The organism is Pseudomonas sp. IT-P258 (genome assembly GCF_949767825.1).
In the GTDB taxonomy this organism is placed as follows: domain Bacteria; phylum Pseudomonadota; class Gammaproteobacteria; order Pseudomonadales; family Pseudomonadaceae; genus Aquipseudomonas; species Aquipseudomonas monachiensis.
On the sequence record NZ_CATKPU010000076.1, the window covers coordinates 170,685 to 185,041 of the forward strand.

A 14,357-nucleotide genomic window follows, 5' to 3' on the forward strand; every position below is an offset into this window, starting at 1 on the left:
CGACCAAGGGTTAATGTGCGCGGCGTTGACGCTTCTATAGACTGTGTCCGGGTTCTGCACTGGCCCCAAATTGTTCCTTCATGCCACGCATTGGCGTGATTTAGCCGCAGGTGCCGAGGGTGCCGCGGCCTGTTCTGAGGAGTACGCATGGCTGTCTACAACTACGACGTGGTGGTGTTGGGTTCCGGCCCGGCAGGGGAAGGCGCGGCAATGAACGCCGCCAAGGCAGGGCGCAAGGTGGCGATGGTCGATAGCCGTCGCCAGGTCGGCGGCAACTGCACTCACTTGGGCACCATCCCGTCCAAGGCACTGCGTCACTCGGTGCGGCAGATCATGCAATTCAACACCAACCCGATGTTCCGGGCCATTGGTGAGCCGCGCTGGTTCTCGTTTCCGGACGTGTTGAAAAGCGCCGAGAAAGTCATCTCCAAACAAGTCGCTTCGCGTACCGGCTACTACGCCCGTAACCGCGTCGACGTGTTCTTCGGCACCGGCAGCTTCGCCGACGAGCAAACCATCGAAGTGGTCTGCGCCAACGGCGTGGTCGAGAAGCTGGTGGCCAAGCACATCATCATCGCCACCGGTTCGCGCCCTTATCGCCCGGCGGACATCGATTTCCACCACCCGCGTATCTACGATAGCGACACCATCCTCAGCCTCGGCCACACCCCGCGCAAACTCATCGTTTACGGCGCTGGCGTGATCGGTTGCGAATACGCTTCGATCTTCAGCGGCCTGGGCGTATTGGTCGAACTGGTGGACAACCGTGGCCAGTTGCTGAGCTTCCTCGACTCGGAAATCTCCCAGGCGTTGAGCTATCACTTCAGCAACAACAACATCACGGTTCGCCACAACGAAGACTACGACCGCGTCGAAGGCGTGGACAATGGCGTGATCCTGCATCTGAAGTCCGGCAAGAAAATCAAGGCCGACGCCTTGCTCTGGTGCAACGGTCGTACCGGCAACACCGATCAGCTCGGTCTGGAGAACATCGGCGTCAAGGTCAACAGCCGTGGCCAGATCGAAGTCGACGAGGCGTACCGCACCTGCGTGCCGAACATCTACGGCGCCGGTGATGTGATTGGCTGGCCGAGCCTGGCCAGTGCCGCCCATGACCAGGGTCGTTCGGCCGCCGGCAGCATCGTTGATAACGGTAGCTGGCGCTTTGTGAATGACGTGCCGACCGGCATCTACACCATTCCGGAGATCAGCTCGATCGGCAAGAACGAGCAGGAGCTGACCCAGGCCAAGGTGCCGTACGAAGTGGGCAAGGCGTTCTTCAAGAGCATGGCGCGGGCGCAGATCGCCGGCGAGCCGCAAGGCATGTTGAAGATCCTGTTCCACCGTGAAACCCTGGAAGTGTTGGGCGTTCACTGCTTCGGTTATCAGGCGTCGGAGATCGTGCACATCGGTCAGGCGATCATGAACCAGCCGGGCGAACTGAACACGTTGAAGTACTTCGTCAACACCACGTTCAACTACCCGACCATGGCCGAAGCCTATCGGGTAGCTGCGTACGACGGCCTCAACCGGCTTTTTTGACGGGCTCCGGCCGGTGGCCTGAGCCGGCCGGGGAGACCGATTTCAGCAATTCTCGAGCGTGGCAGTGGCCAAACCGGGAAAGTCTGTAATCAGGCTGTCAACGCCGAAGTCGGCGAGTCTGCGCATCAGCGCGGGCTCGTTGACGGTCCATACCGACACATGCAGCCCCTGACGCTGCGCCTTTTGCAGGCGTTCCGGCGTGCACAGGGTCCAGTTCAGCGCCAGAATCTCACAGCCATAGCTGGCCGCGACCTTCAGCGGGTCGAGCCAGGCATACTCGGCCACCAGCCCGCGGGACACGTCCGGCACCAGTTCCAGCGCAGCCTTGAGCACTTCACGGGAACTTGAGGTGATGGTCACCTTGTCCATCAGGCCATGACGCTGCGCCATTTCACGGATTGCCAGCACGGTGGTCGCGGCACGCATCCTCGATGCGCTTTTGACTTCCAGCTGCCAGTGATCGAAGTCGCATTTCTCGAACAGTTGTTCCAGCGTCGGAATCGGGCACGGCTTGATCCAGCCCGGGCCACCCTTGCGTGCGTCATACGTCACCAGCTCGGCCGCCGTGTGTTCGACGACCTTGCCGCGACGGTCAGTGGTGCGCTTGAGGGTCGGGTCGTGGATGACCATCAGCTCGCCGTCCATGGACAGGTGCAGGTCCAGTTCGCAGCGACGCACGCCGTGCTTGAGACATTCCTGAAAGCTGGTCAGGGTGTTTTCCGGTGCTTCGCCCTTGGCGCCGCGATGGCCGTAGATGAGGGTCACGGTTCTTCCTTAAATTAATTGCCTGATTCTAGTTGGTCGCGGGCCAGGCGTCGTTCCTGGGCCTGCTTCTGCAAGATGTGGCGGGCCAGCAGTTGGCGTTGGGCGTCGGTCAGGTGTTCGAACTCGGTACCGACGTCATAGCCGTCGTCCTTGCGGTCGCAATGGGTGACGCGGGCGCGCAGCAGCAGGCCCAGGGCTTGCGGCATCAGCACCAGCTTGACCGACAGGCGTGCGCCGGCGGCAAGGGGCGATGGATGCTGAAAGTCGATGCCGCCTTCGGAAATGATCACCGGCTGCGGTTCGCCGATCTGTCCGAGCACGGTGATGGCGATCACCTGGCTCAGCAGGTCGATGCGTTTGTTCTGGGATTTGAGGAACGCCGCGAGGTTGCGGTCGCGTTCGCTGATCTGGCGCAACAGGTGTTGCGACTCGAATTCGCTCAGGTGCAGTTCGCTGAGCAAGTTGAAGAGTGGGGAAGCATCCTGCAACACTTCCTGGCCTGTGGCTTCAGAAGCGGACAGGGGCCGAATTTCCAGTGCGATCGTATCCTCGATACGGTAGTATTCGCGGCGATCTTCTTCATCTAATGTCGACATGGCGAACCCATGGTAGCGGCGGTGGTCTGAGTGTAAAGCTGGTTATCGACCCCCGCCACAAGGACGTTCCTTTTCCCTCCGAACAAGCCCCGACATGTTCAGACCTCTCTTCGTATTTATCGGCACGCGTTACACCCGTGCAAAGCGTCGCAATCATTTTGTGTCATTCATTTCCCTGACTTCGATGATCGGGCTCGCCCTTGGCGTGGTCGTGATGATAGTGGTGTTGTCGGTGATGAACGGCTTCGATCATGAAATGCGCACCCGCGTGCTGGGCATGGTGCCCCACGCGACCATCGAGTCCGGCGAGGCCATCAGCGATTGGCAAAGCCTGGCCGCGAAGGTCAAGCAGAACCCGCAGGTGACGGCCGTGGCGCCGTTTACGCAAATGCAGGGTTTGCTGACCAACAACGGCAAGGTCTCGAAGGTCCTGCTCAATGCCATTGACCCGGTGCAAGAGCGCCAGGTGTCGATCATCGATCAATTCATGACCCAGGGAAAACTCGACGACCTGGTGCCGGGTGAGTTCGGCATCGTCATCGGCGATAAGGCCGCGGCCAAGCTCGGGGCCGCGATTGGCGACAAGCTGACCTTCGTCGCGCCGGAAGTCACCGTGACCCCGGCCGGGATGTTCCCGCGCATGAAGCGCTTTACCGTGGTCGGCATCTTCCATGTCGGCGCTGGTGAACTCGATGGCTATCTTGGCGTCACCAACCTGCAGGATCTGGCCCGGCTGCACCGCTGGAAACCGGATCAGGTCCAAGGCCTGCGCCTGAAGTTCGACGACCTGTTCCAGGCACCGCGCACCGCGTGGAGCATCGCCCGCGATCTCGGCGAAGACCGCTTCTACGCCCGCGACTGGACCCGCACCCACGGTAACCTGTACCAGGCAATCCGCATGGAAAAAGCCATGATCGGCCTGTTGCTGCTGCTGATCGTTGCCGTCGCCGCCTTCAACATCATTTCCACGCTGGTGATGGTGGTGAACGACAAGAAGGGCGACATCGCGATCCTGCGCACACTGGGCGCCACGCCGGGCACGATCATGCGCACGTTCATGGTGCAAGGCACCGTCATTGGCGTGGTCGGCACCGCAATCGGCGCCGTGGTCGGGATCTTCGCCGCGCTGAACGTCAGCGCCGCGATCTCGGCCCTAGAAGGCCTGATCGGGCACAAGTTCCTCAACGCCGACGTGTACTTCATCGATTACCTGCCGTCGCAGGTGCAGAGCCAGGATGTGGTGATGGTCTGCTCCGCGGCGTTGGTCCTGAGTTTCCTCGCCACCCTGTATCCAGCCTGGCGTGCCGCGCGCACCCAGCCTGCGGAGGCGCTACGTTATGAGTGAGTCGGGCATGAGTGATAAAGCAATCTTGAGCTGCCGCAGCCTGGGCAAGTCCTACGAGGAAGGCCCGGAATCGGTGGAAGTGTTGGCCGGCCTGCAGCTGGAGTTGCACCCGGGAGAGCGTGTGGCGATTGTCGGCAAGTCAGGCTCGGGCAAAAGTACCTTGCTCAACCTGCTGGGCGGCCTCGATACCCCGACCAAGGGCAGCGTCTGGCTCGACGGTGAAGAACTGTCGGCGCTGAGCGAGAAGAAACGCGGCCTGCTGCGCAATCGCGCCCTCGGCTTCGTGTACCAGTTCCACCACCTGCTGCCGGAATTCACCGCCCTGGAGAACGTCTGCATGCCGCTGCTGATCGGCAAGACCGCGATCCCCGAAGCGCGCCAGCGTGCCACGGCGTTACTGGAGCGGGTAGGGCTGGGCCATCGCCTGGAGCATAAACCGGCCGAATTGTCCGGTGGTGAGCGCCAGCGCGTGGCCATCGCTCGCGCCCTGGTGAACAATCCGGGCCTGGTGATGCTCGACGAGCCGACCGGCAACCTCGATTCCCACACCGCCCAGGGGATCCAGGACTTGATGCTGGAGCTCAGCACCTCGATGCGCACGGCATTCCTGGTGGTGACCCACGACATGAACCTGGCCCGCCAGATGGATCGCGTCCTGCACCTGCAGGAAGGTTGCCTGACTCCCATCTGATTGGCTTAAACCCGATGCCTGAAAAGGCGTCGGGTCATTTATTTCCATACGGTGCCCCAGCGAATGTTCAGACCGTTATCGATCTTTATCGGCACGCGCTATACCCGCGCCAAGCGCCGCAATCGCTTTGTTTCCTTCATCTCGATGACCTCGATGATCGGTCTCGCCCTCGGCGTGCTGGCGATGATCGTGGTGCTGTCGGTGATGAACGGCTTCCAGCGCGAAATGAGCTCGCGCATCCTCGGCATGGTGCCCCACGCCACCATCGTCGGCGTCAATCCGATTGATGACTGGAAGCCCTTGGCGGCGGCCGCGATGAAAAACCCGCAAGTGACGGCGGCGGTGCCGTTCACCGAGATGGAGGGCATGCTGTCCTACAAGGGCACGATGCAGCCGATCCAGGTCAGCGGTGTCGACCCGGCGATGGAAGGCCAGGTGTCGATCGTTGCCAAGCACATCGTTCAGGGCAGCCTCGAAGCCCTGAAACCGGGCGAATTCGGCGTGGTGATCGGTGAGATCACGGCGCGCCGTTTCCGCTTGAATGTCGGTGACAAGATCACCCTGATCGTGCCGGAAGTCAGCAATGCGCCGGGCGGCATCACCCCGCGCATGCAACGGCTGAACGTGGTCGGCGTGTTCAAGGTGGGCGCCGAACTGGACGGCACCATGGCGCTGATCCACATGGCCGATGCCGCGCAGATGCAGCACTGGGAGCCGAATCAGGTGCAGAGCGTGCGCCTGGCGGTGAAGGACCTGTATGCCGCGCCGCAAGTCTCGAACGACATCGCCACGGGGCTGGGCGCCGCCTACAAGGCTGACGACTGGACCCACACCCAGGGCAGCCTGTTCAGCGCGATGAAGATGGAAAAAACCATGATCGGCCTGCTGTTGCTGATGATCGTCGCGGTGGCGGCGTTCAACATCATCGCGACCCTGATCATGGTGGTGAACGACAAGGGCGCGGACATCGCGATCCTGCGCACCATCGGCGCCACGCCCCGGCAGATCATGGCGATCTTCGTGGTGCAGGGCACGGTGATCGGCATCGTCGGCACCCTGATTGGCGGTGTGTTGGGCGTGATTGCAGCGCTGAACGTCAGCCAGATCGTGGGCTGGATCGAGCGGGTCAGCGGGCAGCACATCTTCAGTTCCGACGTGTATTTCGTCAGCAACCTGCCGTCCGAGCTGCAAGGCGCGGATGTGGCGCTGATTTGCACGGCGGGGTTTGTCATGAGCTTCCTGGCCACGGTTTACCCGGCCTGGCGGGCGGCGAAGATCGAGCCGGCTCATGCGCTGAGATATTCGTAACCAGTAACACCGCCTTCGCGAGCAAGCCCGCTCCCACATTAGATCTGAGTCAACTCGGTCAACTGTGGGAGCGGGCTTGCTCCGGGCGGCGTTCCGACGAAGAGGCCGGTACTGCCAGCCTCAATCCCCCCTTGGCAACTCGATCACAAACCGCGTCCACCCAATCTCCGATTCACAACGAATCTGCCCGCCATGGGCGCGGATGATCGACTGGGTAATCGCCAGTCCCAGTCCCGCATGTTCACTGCTGCCTTCGCGGCGCGCAGGATCGGCCCGGTAAAACCGGTCAAACAGGCGCGGCAATAAATCTTTGGAAATCTGTTGGCCCGTGTTTTCAACGGTCAGGCGCAACTGTTTTGGCTGATCGACGATTCGCACCCGAACCTCACCATCGGCCGGCGTGAAGCGCAGTGCGTTGTCCAGCAGGTTCGACAGCGCCCGCCGCAACATGCTGCGGTCACCTTCGATGCGGGCATTGCCGTCACGACTCAGTTTTACCTGCGCGTCTTCGGCCAATGGCGCAAAGAACTCCAGCAACAGATCCGCTTCCTCCGCCAGTTCCAGTGGCTCGCATTTGGGCATTAACAACCCGTGATCGGCTTTCGCCAGGTAGAGCATGTCGTTGACCAACTGCGCCATCCATTGCAGCTCTTCGAGGTTGCTGTGCAGGGCTTCGCGGTAATCCTCGATGGGGCGAGGGCGGGTGAGGGTGACCTGGGTATGGGTCAGCAGGTTCGACAGTGGCGTGCGCAGTTCATGGGCAATGTCGGCGGAAAAGGCCGACAGCCGCTGAAACGAGTCGTCCAGGCGTCCGAGCATGGCGTTGAAGTTGTGGGACATTTCCGCCAGTTCCGGCGGCATGTTTTCCTCAGGCAACCGCGCGTTCAGCGATTGCGCGGAAACACCGCTGGCCACCGCGCTGATCCGCCGCAACGGGCGCAAGCCGCTGCGTGCCGCCCAGGCGCCCAGCAGTGCGGTGGCCAGGGCTGACAGGCCGACGGTCAGCCAGATCAGATGCTGCATGCGTTGCAGGAAGTGCTGGTGGTGGGTGATGTCCAGCAGCAACGTCAGTTGCGGTGAGTCGGATTTGTCGGCGAAAAGCGGCGCATTCAGGACGCGGTAATCCATGCCCTCATGGCTCACCGTCGATAACCCGGGCTGGCGCGGCAGTGCCTGGGGAATGTTGGCCGAGCTGTCATACCAATGCTGGCCGTCGCTGCCGGTGATTCGCAGGGACAGGTCCGCCTGCCGGCTCAGTTCTTCGGCCAGTTTCACCTCGCTGTCACTCGACTGAAGGTCGTGCAGGGCCCGACGCAAGCCAATCAGCTTGCCGTCCAGCAGTTGCTGGTCGAGCTCAACGAAGTGCGCCTCGCTGGCGCGACTGAACAGCACGCCGGCGAACAACGACACCACGGCGGTGCACGCGGCAAACAGCAGCGCCAGGCGGCTGCTCAAGGAGAGGCGGCGCATCAGGCCGGGCGCTCTTCAAGGACATAGCCCATGCCGCGCACGGTATGAATCAGCTTGTTGGGGAATTCATCGTCGATCTTCAGGCGCAGGCGACGGATCGCCACTTCGATGACATTGGTGTCGCTGTCGAAATTCATGTCCCACACCTGGGACGCAATCAGCGACTTGGGCAGGACTTCGCCCTGGCGGCGCAGGAGCATTTCCAGCAGGGCGAACTCCTTGGCGGTCAGGTCGATGCGCTGGCCGCTGCGTTCGACCCGGCGCCGGATCAGGTCCAGGCGCAAGTCGGCCAGTTGCAGGCTGGTTTCCTGCGGCGTGGCGCTGCCGCGGCGCAACAGGCTGCGAACCCTGGCCAGCAGTTCGGAGAAGGCAAACGGCTTGACCAGATAGTCATCGGCGCCCAGTTCGAGGCCGTGAACCCTGTCTTCCACGGCGTCCCGGGCGGTCAGGAAAAGTACCGGCGTGTCCAGGCCGGCGCTGCGCACCGCTTGCAGGATCTGCCAGCCATCACGACCTGGCAGCATCACATCGAGAATCAGCAGGGCATATTCGCCGCTGAGGGCCAATTGCTGGCCGGTGTTGCCGTCGGCTACCAGTTCGGTGTTGAACCCGGCCTCGGCCAGGCCCTGGCGCAGGTAATGGCCGGTTTTCGGTTGGTCTTCGACGATCAGCAGTTTCATGGGCGACTCTTGGCAAGTGGAACGAACGCTTTATACCGTGGGCAGCATTGGCACAGGGCAACCTGACAAAGTTGTAATCTGGCTGTCAGGTTACGGGCAGTGGCAGCAGTTTAGAGTTTTGCCCATGCTGAGCCTTATCTTGTTGGAGTATGACGATGTTTTTACACAAAACCGTGGCGCAAATCCTGTGTTTGCTGGCGCTGAGTTCGCCGGTGTGGGCGGACGCCGGGCATACCTTCGATTTCGGTCAGCCGGCCCCGGCGGCCAAGGCGACCCGCAGCATCGAGGTGGTGATGGAGGACATGTCCTTCACGCCGCGGGCCATCGACATCAAGGCCGGGGAAACCGTGCGCTTCGTGCTGGTCAATAAAGGCCAGTTGTTGCATGAGCTCAACCTGGGGGATGCGGCGATGCACGCCAAACACCAGCAGGAAATGCTGCAGATGCAACAGAGCGGCATGCTGACGCCCACCGGCATGAAAGCAATGGACCACGGCAACATGGCCGGCATGGATCACGGCAAAATGGACCACGGCATGAAGCATGACGACCCCAACAGCGTGCTGGTGGAGCCAGGCAAGACCGCCGAGCTGACCTGGACCTTCAGCAAGGCCACCAGTCTTGAATTTGCCTGCAACATTCCCGGTCATTATCAAGCCGGCATGGTCGGCAAATTGACTGTCAGTCAGTAAGCACTCAAAGGCGGGAGCAAAGGCTGATAGAATCCGCTGATTCTTCAGTCAGGTTTCCGTCATGCATCCCGCAGCCGAACATTCGCCGCTGGGCAAGTCCAGCGAATACATCGCCACCTACACGCCGTCCTTGCTGTTCCCGATCCCGCGCACCGCGAAATGGGCGGAACTGGGCCTGACGGCGCAAACCCTGCCGTACAAAGGCGTGGACTTCTGGAACTGCTTCGAGCTGTCCTGGCTGCTGCCTTCGGGCAAGCCGGTGGTGGCGATCGGCGAATTCAGTATCCCGGCGGACTCACCGAACATCATCGAGTCGAAGTCGTTCAAGCTGTACCTCAACTCCCTGAACCAGACGCCGTTCGCCGATACCGCGAGCCTTGAGGCGACGCTGGCCAAGGATTTGTCGGCGGCTGCCGGCAAGCCGGTGGGTGTGCGTATTCGCAGCCTCAAGGATGTCGAGAACGAAGGCGTCGTGGCCTTGCCGGGCGTGTGCATCGATGAGCTGGATATCAGCGTCAGCAACTACGAGCATCCACGGCCGGAACTGCTGCGTTGCGATTATTCGCGCATTGTCGAGGAGAGCGTGCACAGCCATTTGCTCAAGTCCAACTGCCCGGTCACCAGCCAGCCGGACTGGGGCAGCGTGGCGGTGGAGTACCGTGGCTCGGCGCTGGATCACGCGAGTCTGCTCGAGTACATCGTCAGCTTCCGCCAGCACTCGGACTTCCATGAGCAGTGTGTGGAGCGGATTTTCCTCGACCTGCAGCGGTTGCTCAAGCCGGAGAAACTGACGGTGTATGCGCGTTATGTGCGCCGTGGCGGGCTGGATATCAACCCGTATCGCAGCACTGAAGAGGTGCAACTGCCGAACCATCGTCTGGTCCGTCAGTAAAGATCTAATGTGGGAGCGGGCTTGCTCGCGAAAGCGGTGGGTCAGTCAACATCATCGTTGAGTGTGAAGCCGCCTTCGTCGGAGCGCCGCCCGGAGCAAGCCCGCTCCCACAGGGGATTTGTATTGCCAGGCGCAGAAACGAAAAAGCCCTGCTGGCGATAGCAGGGCTTTTTTTATCAGCAGGGTTCAGATCCCCATGTTGGCCAAGGCCTGCCCGATGTTGCGCAAGGTGCCAGCAAGGGTAGGGTGTTCGAGTTCGAAGCGTTCCACGGCCAGGTTGACGCCATCGGCGAGGCTGGAATCCTGGGTTTTGGTTTCGAGCTCAAGCTTCAACTCGATCTGTTGCATCAGTTCGTGTAGCTCGGCGCGTTCGGCTTCAGACAATGGAGGATTCTGTTCCAATTGCTCGCGCAGGGCATTGAGCTGTTCTTGCAGTTCGCGGGCAGGCATGGCGTTCTTCCTTCTTTAATCGATAGGCACTGGCATAGACCATGGCGGCACGCCAAGGCGGCGCGCCAAAGGTCGATGGCTGACCTTTAGATTAATCCACTCGCGCCCAACGTGCATGATCTCGATCAGGGCTTTTCGCCCTTGAGCCGACGCAAGCTGATATCCGCCAGGCAGGTGTCGAGTTCACCGAGATGATCGATCACCGAATGCACGCCCAGGCCGAACAGTTGCATCGTCGCCTTGGCGCGTTTGATGTCGCGTTCCTGCGGGGATAAGGCTTGCCATTGCTCGGGCGCCAGGCCGCACAGCGAGCCGCAGGAGGCCAGGCCGATGGTCCACAACCCGGCATTGAGCCCCGCTTGCAGCAAGCGGGGTTCGCCGCTCACCAGTACGCAGCCGTCGAGTCGCTCGACGTTCAGGGTCATCAAGGCTTGCCAGCAGGCATTCGGGGCGGGCCATGGGTTGTTTGTTGCTGGATGTTGCGAAGGTTTGATCCATTCCGGCAGCGCAGCGGCCAGGGATTGGCTGAGGGCAGGGGGCAGTTCATCGAGCCAGGCGCAGGGGATCTGCTGGCGCTGCAAGCTGCGCAGGCTATCCAGTGCGCCGGGAGTGGCCTCGGCGTGTTCGGCCGAGTGGCTGCCGTGCCTATGCGTGTGCGCGCCGAAATCCACCAGGCAGCCACTGAGGCCGAACAGTACGGCGGTCAGGCTGGGTGCGGTTTGGGGCAAGGCTTCGGCGAGCGGCATGTGGACGTCCCTGAAATAGCCTGAAGGCTAGTGGGCGACGGTGACAGTTCAATGACAAGGATGTGAATCGCTCACACTTGGCACGATTGTGTTTGTGTGGATCTCGTGCAAAGTGCGTTAAACGGCGTTTACGTCTTATACTTGGCAACTTATTGCCTGGGCCAAGTGCCCGAGCCGGTACAAACCAAGGAGTTTTTTTCTATGCGCTGGAGCAATCATCTAGCCAGGATTTGTGTATGCGCCAGTGTGATGCTGGTTCCGTTCGTTGCCCAGGCAGCCACGGAGGATGATCCTTGGGAAAGCGTCAACCGCCCGATTTACAAATTCAACGACGTGATCGACACCTACGCGCTCAAGCCCCTGGCCCAGGGCTACCAGTACGTGGCGCCGCAGTTTGTCGAAGACGGCGTTCACAACTTCTTCCAGAACATCGGTGATGTGCGTAACCTGGCCAACGATATCCTGCAGGCCAAGCCTCGCGCCGCAGGCGTTGATACCGCACGAATCATTTTCAACACCACTTTCGGTTTGCTGGGCGTCATTGATGTCGGCACCAAGATGGGTTTGCAGCGCAATGACGAAGACTTCGGTCAGACGCTGGGTTACTGGGGTGTCGGCAGCGGTCCTTACTTGATGCTGCCGCTGCTGGGGCCAAGCACCCTGCGTGATGCGCCGTCCAAGTACGTCGACAGCTATACCGGTGCTTATCGTTACGTAAACGACGTTCCGGTGCGTAACTCGTTCTACGCGCTGGACATCGTCGATACCCGTGCCAACCTGCTGTCGAGCGAGAAGCTGATCACCGGCGACAAGTACACCTTCATCCGTAATGCGTACTTGCAGAACCGTGAATTCAAGGTAAAAGACGGTCAGGTCGAAGACGATTTCTAATCTCGACCGATAAACTGAAAAAGGCGGCCATCAGGCCGCCTTTTTTGTCTGCGAAGACCGGCATGGGGATGTCATCGCGCTTTTTGCTGTAGTCACGAGGGGTTTGACTCATGGGTTCGAACCTTCCATTGGGTTACGGATTTGCCTGTTCTTATAACTCTCGGTGATTTGACAAATAAAGACGTCAAGCGACCATCGGCGTGAGCTTGAAACGCCCCGCGGATGGGAGTACCGTCTGCGCCTTAGAAGGGCACCTCTGGTGAACATGTGTGTAGGGCAAATGCCCGAAAGCGGTGCGACAGAGAGGCTAGAAAGCGAATCCAGTAGTCAGTGCCGGGCCAAAGTCCCCGCCTGCTACGCCAACCTAATTCTGGCGCCGTTTGCCCACATGCCAAAAACCAGTGCCACGCTGCTGATAATCGATGATGACGAAGTAGTGCGCGCGAGCCTCGCCGCCTATTTGGAAGACAGTGGTTTCAGCGTCTTGCAGGCCAGCAATGGTCAGCAGGGTCTTCAGGTATTCGAGCAAGACAAGCCCGACTTGGTCATCTGCGATCTGCGCATGCCGCAGATGGGCGGACTCGAACTCATTCGCCAGGTGACCGAACGGTCACCGCAAACCCCGGTGATCGTGGTGTCGGGTGCCGGCGTGATGAACGACGCGGTCGAAGCCCTGCGCCTGGGCGCGGCGGACTACCTGATCAAGCCTCTCGAAGATCTGGCTGTGCTCGAGCACTCTGTGCGCCGGGCCCTGGATCGTGCGCGCCTGCTGCTGGAGAACCAGCGCTACCGCGAGAAGCTGGAGAAGGCCAACCGCGAACTCGAAGCCAGCCTGAACCTGCTCCAGGAGGACCAGAACGCCGGTCGCCAGGTGCAGATGAACATGCTGCCGGTCAGCCCCTGGACCATTGACGAGTTCAAGTTTGCTCACCAGATCATCCCGTCGCTGTACCTGTCGGGTGATTTCGTCGATTACTTCCGGGTCGACGAGCGCCGGGTCGCCTTTTACCTGGCGGACGTTTCCGGTCATGGCGCCTCTTCAGCCTTCGTCACCGTGCTGTTGAAGTTCATGACCACGCGCTTGCTGTTCGAGTCCAAGCGCAGCGGCACCTTGCCGGAATTCAAGCCTTCAGAGGTTCTTGGTCATATCAACCGGGGCCTGATCAGTTGTAAGCTGGGTAAACACGTCACAATGGTCGGTGGAGTCATCGACGAGGAGACCGGTTTGTTGACCTATAGCATCGGCGGTCATCTGCCGTTGCCAGTGTTGTACACGCCAGACAGTGTTCGTTATCTGGAAGGGCGTGGCCTGCCGGTGGGCCTCTTCAACGAAGCCACCTACGAAGACCACGTGCTGGAACTGCCACCGACGTTCAGCCTCACGCTGATGTCTGATGGCATTCTGGACCTTTTGCCAGAACCCACACTCAAAGAAAAAGAGGCGGCGTTGCCCCAACGGGTCAAGGCTGCGGGCGGCACCCTGGATGGGTTGCGGCAGGTTTTTGGATTGGCCACGCTAGGGGAGATGCCGGATGATATCGCCCTGTTGGTGTTGAGCAGGAATCTTTGATGAGTACCGGTAGAATCCAGTTCGCCGAGCAGGATGGCACCTTCGTCCTGAAGTTCGTCGGTGAAGTTCGCCTGACCCTGTGTTCGGCGTTGGATGCGACTATTGAGCGGATCTTCAGCGCGTTGAATTTCAACACGATCGTGATCGATCTGACCGAAACCCGCAGCATTGACAGCACCACCCTTGGCCTGCTGGCCAAGCTGTCGATCCTGTCGCGGCAGAAGGTCGGCCTGCTGCCGACCGTCGTCACCACCCACGAAGACATTACGCGTCTGTTGCAGTCCATGGGCTTCGAGCAGGTGTTCAACATCGTTGACAAGCCGGTGCCGTGCCCGGAATGCCTGGACGACCTGCCAGACCAGGATCAGTCCGAAGAAGTGGTGCGGATCAAGGTGCTCGAAGCGCACAAGATCCTCATGGGGCTGAACGACACCAATCGTGAAGCCTTCCATGATCTGGTGAATGCGCTAGAGCGTCACTGATTTCCTGAAGTGATGTGGGTCAGCCTGGCCCACAGAACTCCAATTCCAACTTCAATCTCCTGTGGGAGCGGGCTTGCCCCGCGAAAGTGTCAGTCCGTTCACCGCGATGTTGAATGCGAGGCCGCCTTCGCGAGCAAGCCCGCTCCCACATTGGTTTTGCACTGAACGCACGAATCGATTTCAACCCATAATCCCTGTGAGTGCGCTCACAAAAAAGGGCGAACCTGTGAAGGTTCG

Annotated in this window: 15 protein-coding genes; 9 read left to right on the forward strand and 6 right to left on the reverse strand. The window is 60.5% G+C overall.

Annotation, left to right across the window (positions count from 1 at the left end):
* The first annotated feature begins 147 nt into the window (after positions 1-147).
* A complete protein-coding gene (sthA, locus tag ACM6G4_RS23310; protein ID WP_007984277.1) occupies positions 148-1,542 on the forward strand; it encodes a Si-specific NAD(P)(+) transhydrogenase in 1,395 nt (464 codons plus the stop codon).
* Between the two features lie 42 nt (positions 1,543-1,584).
* On the opposite strand, the gene ACM6G4_RS23315 is transcribed toward sthA, so the two are convergent.
* Positions 1,585-2,307: a glycerophosphodiester phosphodiesterase gene (locus ACM6G4_RS23315; protein WP_056722015.1), complete on the reverse strand. Its 723-nt coding sequence runs from the start codon at positions 2,305-2,307 to the stop codon at positions 1,585-1,587.
* A 14-nt stretch (positions 2,308-2,321) separates the two neighbouring features.
* Positions 2,322-2,903, reverse strand: a complete 582-nt coding sequence (locus ACM6G4_RS23320) for a PilZ domain-containing protein (protein WP_414914701.1) — start codon at positions 2,901-2,903, stop codon at positions 2,322-2,324.
* Positions 2,904-2,997: 94 nt separating this feature from the next.
* Here ACM6G4_RS23320 and ACM6G4_RS23325 point away from each other — a divergent pair, with 94 nt between their 5' ends.
* The 3 genes from ACM6G4_RS23325 to ACM6G4_RS23335 all read left to right on the forward strand — a co-directional run bounded on the left by ACM6G4_RS23325 (position 2,998) and on the right by ACM6G4_RS23335 (position 6,247).
* Positions 2,998-4,248, forward strand: coding sequence for a lipoprotein-releasing ABC transporter permease subunit (locus ACM6G4_RS23325; RefSeq protein WP_056722020.1), 1,251 nt, complete (start codon positions 2,998-3,000; stop codon positions 4,246-4,248).
* A gap of 7 nt (positions 4,249-4,255) precedes the next feature.
* Positions 4,256-4,939, forward strand: a complete 684-nt coding sequence (gene lolD, locus ACM6G4_RS23330) for a lipoprotein-releasing ABC transporter ATP-binding protein LolD (protein ID WP_173677889.1) — start codon at positions 4,256-4,258, stop codon at positions 4,937-4,939.
* Positions 4,940-5,002: 63 nt separating this feature from the next.
* Positions 5,003-6,247: a lipoprotein-releasing ABC transporter permease subunit gene (locus ACM6G4_RS23335; RefSeq protein WP_414914702.1), complete on the forward strand. Its 1,245-nt coding sequence runs from the start codon at positions 5,003-5,005 to the stop codon at positions 6,245-6,247.
* Between the two features lie 120 nt (positions 6,248-6,367).
* On the opposite strand, the gene ACM6G4_RS23340 is transcribed toward ACM6G4_RS23335, so the two are convergent.
* Positions 6,368-7,717, reverse strand: a complete 1,350-nt coding sequence (locus tag ACM6G4_RS23340; protein WP_414914703.1) for a heavy metal sensor histidine kinase — start codon at positions 7,715-7,717, stop codon at positions 6,368-6,370.
* Positions 7,717-8,397, reverse strand: a complete 681-nt coding sequence (locus ACM6G4_RS23345; protein WP_007995297.1) for a heavy metal response regulator transcription factor — start codon at positions 8,395-8,397, stop codon at positions 7,717-7,719. Before ACM6G4_RS23345 ends, ACM6G4_RS23340 begins: the two co-directional genes overlap by 1 nt.
* A 155-nt stretch (positions 8,398-8,552) precedes the next feature.
* Between ACM6G4_RS23345 and ACM6G4_RS23350 the strand changes: the two genes are divergently transcribed.
* Both ACM6G4_RS23350 and queF read left to right on the forward strand, forming a co-directional pair.
* Positions 8,553-9,089 (forward strand): plastocyanin/azurin family copper-binding protein, encoded by a 537-nt coding sequence (locus ACM6G4_RS23350; RefSeq protein ID WP_056722025.1) that lies wholly within the window; start codon positions 8,553-8,555, stop codon positions 9,087-9,089.
* 61 nt (positions 9,090-9,150) lie between these two features.
* Positions 9,151-9,981 (forward strand): NADPH-dependent 7-cyano-7-deazaguanine reductase QueF, encoded by an 831-nt coding sequence (gene queF / locus ACM6G4_RS23355; protein WP_414914704.1) that lies wholly within the window; start codon positions 9,151-9,153, stop codon positions 9,979-9,981.
* A 186-nt stretch (positions 9,982-10,167) separates the two neighbouring features.
* On the opposite strand, the gene ACM6G4_RS23360 is transcribed toward queF, so the two are convergent.
* Both ACM6G4_RS23360 and ACM6G4_RS23365 read right to left on the reverse strand, forming a co-directional pair.
* A complete protein-coding gene (locus tag ACM6G4_RS23360; protein ID WP_008053327.1) occupies positions 10,168-10,431 on the reverse strand; it encodes a DUF4404 family protein in 264 nt (87 codons plus the stop codon).
* A gap of 125 nt (positions 10,432-10,556) precedes the next feature.
* Positions 10,557-11,177, reverse strand: coding sequence for a hypothetical protein (locus ACM6G4_RS23365; RefSeq protein WP_056722029.1), 621 nt, complete (start codon positions 11,175-11,177; stop codon positions 10,557-10,559).
* A gap of 201 nt (positions 11,178-11,378) precedes the next feature.
* Between ACM6G4_RS23365 and ACM6G4_RS23370 the strand changes: the two genes are divergently transcribed.
* The 3 genes from ACM6G4_RS23370 to rssC all read left to right on the forward strand — a co-directional run bounded on the left by ACM6G4_RS23370 (position 11,379) and on the right by rssC (position 14,120).
* Positions 11,379-12,068, forward strand: coding sequence for a VacJ family lipoprotein (locus ACM6G4_RS23370; RefSeq protein ID WP_056722030.1), 690 nt, complete (start codon positions 11,379-11,381; stop codon positions 12,066-12,068).
* Positions 12,069-12,456: 388 nt separating this feature from the next.
* Complete coding sequence (rssB, locus tag ACM6G4_RS23375; RefSeq protein WP_056722032.1) at positions 12,457-13,638, forward strand: two-component system response regulator RssB; 1,182 nt, start codon at positions 12,457-12,459, stop codon at positions 13,636-13,638.
* The gene (rssC, locus tag ACM6G4_RS23380) at positions 13,638-14,120 is read left to right on the forward strand and encodes an anti-sigma factor antagonist RssC (RefSeq protein ID WP_046038063.1); all 483 of its coding nucleotides are present in this window, start codon (positions 13,638-13,640) and stop codon (positions 14,118-14,120) included. Before rssB ends, rssC begins: the two co-directional genes overlap by 1 nt.
* Positions 14,121-14,357 lie beyond the last annotated feature (237 nt).